Here is a 3,792-nt window from a genome sequence, read left to right as displayed (position 1 = left end):
AGGATCACCCTCGCCGCATGAAACTCCGGTGTCCACGTCCCGGGGGAAGGCTCAGGTTCCCGGCGACGTTGTTGACGATGCCGCCCTGCTGGTTGCCGATGTTGAAGATCATGGTTGTGTGTCTTTTCAGCGTGGCCGCCAGGAGGCCTGCCGTTCGGTCTCCTCGAAGCGGCGGCGCCGGGATGTCGCCACGACGTGCAGCACGATCCCGATGACCGTCAGGATCGTTCCGACGGAGGCCATCGCGAAGCCGATCGCTCCGACCGGCACGCCGGCGACCTTCGGTCCGAGCAGGTCGGGGGCGGTGTCGAAGGACGAGCTCCCCGACGAGATGGCGTCGTTCGTCCTGACGACGAATCGGATGATCACCCAGCCGTAGATTCCGCCTCCGATCAGGAAGAGCAGGAAGCCGACGATGATCAGGTGCCGCGCCCGGGTGCGGGTCGCGGCGATCTCCTTGAAGAAGCTCTCGCGCCGCGCCTGTTGGACGTCGTTGTACTGGTCGCCGGCGACGTTGCTCAGCCGGTCGGCCCGCTGCTCTCCGAGATCGCCCGGCGCGGACGGGACCGGCGCGAGGCCGGCGACGGGAAGCGCAGCGAACCCGCCAACCCGCCCGCCCGCCGGCACCGCCGGCACCGCCGGCATCGCGGGCACCGGGCACTGCGCCCGGCACGCCCCCGGGGCCCGCGGCCGCCCCTGCCGACACCCCTGCCCCGAAGCCGGCGGACGGGCAGGGAAATTCGGTGCGATGCAGGTCACCGCCGGGTGCCGATTGCCGTACCGTGACCGGGGACGAAGTGGAGGAGACTCGCATGAGTGCCCAGCCGGAACACCTTCCCGCCCCGCCGCCCGCTCCGGCCCTGCCACCGGCTCCGGCCCCGCGGGCCGCCGCCCGGCTGCTCGCCCGCATCCGCGCCCAGGAGGACACCGACCGCCGCAGCCGCTGGCTGCCGGCGTTCGAACGGGACTGGGCCAAGGCCCTGGACGACTCCCGGCAGACCTACGACCTGACGCCCCTTCACGACGTCGTCCGCACCTGGCAGGTCCGCCTCGACAGCGCCCCCGCCGTCGACGCCTTCACCGCCGCCGGCAGCAACGACGAGGACGGCACCGACCTGGACCAGCTCTTCGGAACCCGTCCGTGAACGACCGCACCTGGCCCGCCCGCCTCTCACCCAAGGCCGCCAAAACGTTCACCGAACTACCCCCGCACACCCAGCAGTTGGTCCGCGACCTCCTCGACATCGCCGCCCGCACCCCCTGGGGCTGGCCACAGTGGGACGCCACCGACCCCGAAGGCGAAGACGTACGCTGCGCCTCCATCGGCCAACTCAGCCTCATCTACCTCGTCAACAGCACGGCCGGCCGCCTCTACGTCATCGACCTCGTCTGGCTCGGCTGACCCCCGGCCCCCGGCCCCCGGTTCCCCGGCCCCCGTACCGCGCCGCCCGCACTCGCACTCGCACCGGCCCCGGGGCCCGCGCCTGCGTGTTGCCTACGGCCTGGCCGCCGCCCTCGGCCACCCGGACCCGGCCGCGATCCCGGCATTGCCCGACCCGCCCGCCGAGATTCGCGGCGACCTGTCCGGTGACCTGTCCGCGGTCGCCGTCGATGCCGCAGCGAACGCCCGGACGGCCGGCCACATCCGCGGGGAGGCCGGCCGGTGCCGCCGGACACGACCGCGCCGCCCACGCGAAGACCGTCACCGGGCCGCCCCCAACCTCGAGAAGCGGTCCGCCCCGCGGGTGGGGCCCAGACCCCGGACGCCAGCGGACCCGGTGGCCACCCGCGACCGGCCGGCCGCCACCCGTCACCCGCCACTGGTCGCCGCCACCCGCCACTGGCAGTGGCCGCAGGCGAACGCCGCCCGCCACCACCGGTCGCCGTGCCCGGCCGAGCCACCGCCCGCTCCCGCAGACCGGCCGGCTGTGCCCGACGTTCCGTGCGCCACCCTGCCCGGCCCCCGGTCGTTGGCCCGGTGACCCGTACGACATAGCCGACCCGCAGGAGATTCCCGTGCCGAACACCGCCGCCGAACACCGCCGCCGAGCAGCCCCGGACCGAGCAGCCCCGGACCGAGCAGCCCCGGACCGACCAGGACCGCGCCGCCCACCAGAACGGCCTCGTCCGCGGCGGCTGGACGCGCATGCCGCCGCACGCCACCTTCGTCGTCCTGATGTACGCCGGATTCGCCGATACCCCTCCCACCCGCGAGGAACTCGGCGCCGCGATCGCCACCGGTGGCCTGGCCGGTTCCTGCTGGGACCTCCCCGACCCGGACGACCGGACCGCGAGGAGGCCGAGGCGGCACTGGCCAGGGCCCGCGCGGCCGCCGCCCGCTACGCCGCGCACTACGGCCTCGCCACCCCCGAAACCGTGGACGACCTGGTCACCCTCCTGGTCGCCGCCGGCGTCCTGCTCGAGACCCCCGGCCCCGCCGGCACCGTGCTGAGCCCGGTGCGGCCGGTGCCGCGGCCCGGCGACGTCTTCCCGCTCGACGACACCGAGTGGCAGGCCCTGGCCGACCTCGAGCGCCGCCACACCCCCGGCCGCGGCACCGCGGCCGTCATCGGCCTGTTCACACCGCGCGGTGTGCGCCTCACCGAGATCACGACCAGCCAAGGCCGCCTCGCCCGCGCCATCGGCCAGGACACCGAGCACGCCCGCCAGTGCGTCCTGTAACTGATCGAGGACGGCGACCTCACCGCCACCGCCGACGTCACCACCCTCGCCGGACACAACGTCTTCCGGCTGCACCGCGACCAGGAGGACCCCGACCCACACCGCACCGCCATCTGGCACCGCACCGAGTCCGGGCCCGACCCGCACCGGCCTCCCCGAAAGCCCGTGACCCGGCGCCGGCAGCACCCCGCCCCCCGAGGGGGCGGTATCCGGCCGCGCCGCGCTGCGCCGTCCGCCGCGCCGCACCCCGCCGTCCAAACAGCCGCGACCGCGGCCGCGCGGCCGATCCCCGGGGCGATCGCCCGCAAAGACCGGCCGCCGCTGCAGGAACGCCTGGCAGAGGCCGGACGGCGGCCGATCCTCGACCCTGCACGTTCCCTGACCCTGCACGTTCCGTGGCGGTGCACGATCACAGCACGAGCAGGCGGTGGACCAGACACAGGAACGATTCCCTGGCCCAACCGGCAGCCCTGCCGGTGCACTTCGACGCCGATGCGCCGAAGTGCACCGGCGTCGACAGACCCGCCCGCACCGCACCCACCCCGGCGGGGGAGTACCGGGCGAGCAGACCACAGCGAGGAAATCCGGGCCGTTGCCGCGCCCCTGCAGGAGGCCGCTGCCGAACTTGCCCGCCGCCGACCGTTTCTGCGCCACCCTGCTGCCCGTCGTCAACCGCCACCCTGCTGCCCGTCGTCAACCGCCACCCGCTACCGCGCCGCGGCCCTGCCGGGCACGGGCACGGGCACGGGCCCGTGCCCGGCAGGCATCCCGCCCCTGCTGGCACGGCCCGCAGTGCCGGATCGCCCACGCGGTGGCCGTGCTGCGCCGTGCCCGGCCGGGGCGCCGGCGGCGTGAGGGCAGCGGACACGCACGTGGCTCCCGGGCAGGTAACCGGCACAAAACCCCGGGGAGCCGCGCCGGTCCTCCCTCCACGCAGCGGGCGAGGGACGGGGCCACATCCTGCCCCGCCGGGCACGCCCGGCCGCTCCACCGTCCGCCGGTCCACCTCCGGGCTACCGAAACGGGTTTCCCTCCTGGGGCCCCCGTGCCGTAGTGTCTGGGACACCGACGCGGGGTGGAGCAGCTCGGTAGCTCGCTGGGCTCATAACC

Annotated in this window: 4 protein-coding genes; 3 read left to right on the top strand and 1 reads right to left on the bottom strand. The window is 75.0% G+C overall.

From position 1 onward, the window contains the following. Nucleotides 1-126: 126 nt before the first annotated feature. Nucleotides 127-645, bottom strand: a complete 519-nt coding sequence (locus tag ABD353_RS39330) for a hypothetical protein (RefSeq protein WP_344628526.1) — start codon at nucleotides 643-645, stop codon at nucleotides 127-129. Nucleotides 646-812: 167 nt separating this feature from the next. On the opposite strand from ABD353_RS39330, the gene ABD353_RS39325 reads away from it, so the two are divergent. The 3 genes from ABD353_RS39325 to ABD353_RS39315 all read left to right on the top strand — a co-directional run bounded on the left by ABD353_RS39325 (nucleotide 813) and on the right by ABD353_RS39315 (nucleotide 2,682). After that, nucleotides 813-1,145 (top strand): DUF6247 family protein, encoded by a 333-nt coding sequence (locus tag ABD353_RS39325; RefSeq protein ID WP_344628525.1) that lies wholly within the window; start codon nucleotides 813-815, stop codon nucleotides 1,143-1,145. Then, a complete protein-coding gene (locus ABD353_RS39320; protein ID WP_344628524.1) occupies nucleotides 1,142-1,402 on the top strand; it encodes a hypothetical protein in 261 nt (86 codons plus the stop codon). The genes ABD353_RS39325 and ABD353_RS39320 overlap by 4 nt, the downstream gene beginning before the upstream one ends. 209 nt (nucleotides 1,403-1,611) lie before the next feature. After that, nucleotides 1,612-2,682 (top strand): DUF6042 family protein, encoded by a 1,071-nt coding sequence (locus ABD353_RS39315; RefSeq protein WP_344628523.1) that lies wholly within the window; start codon nucleotides 1,612-1,614, stop codon nucleotides 2,680-2,682. The last annotated feature ends 1,110 nt before the right edge of the window (nucleotides 2,683-3,792 follow it).

The sequence above is a fragment of the Kitasatospora arboriphila genome (assembly GCF_039528095.1).
GTDB lineage: Bacteria > Actinomycetota > Actinomycetes > Streptomycetales > Streptomycetaceae > Kitasatospora > Kitasatospora arboriphila.
The sequence above is the reverse complement of the archived record's forward strand: the minus strand, read 5'-3'. Positions and strand labels throughout refer to the sequence as shown.

Bases quoted from the DNA above. Each gene is read 5' to 3' on its own strand.
- ABD353_RS39330 (WP_344628526.1), bottom strand. From the start codon at position 645: ATGCCGGCGGTGCCGGCGGTGCCGGCGGGCGGGCGGGTTGGCGGGTTC.
- ABD353_RS39325 (WP_344628525.1), top strand. From the start codon at position 813: ATGAGTGCCCAGCCGGAACACCTTCCCGCCCCGCCGCCCGCTCCGGCC.
- ABD353_RS39315 (WP_344628523.1), top strand. From the start codon at position 1,612: ATGCCGCAGCGAACGCCCGGACGGCCGGCCACATCCGCGGGGAGGCCG.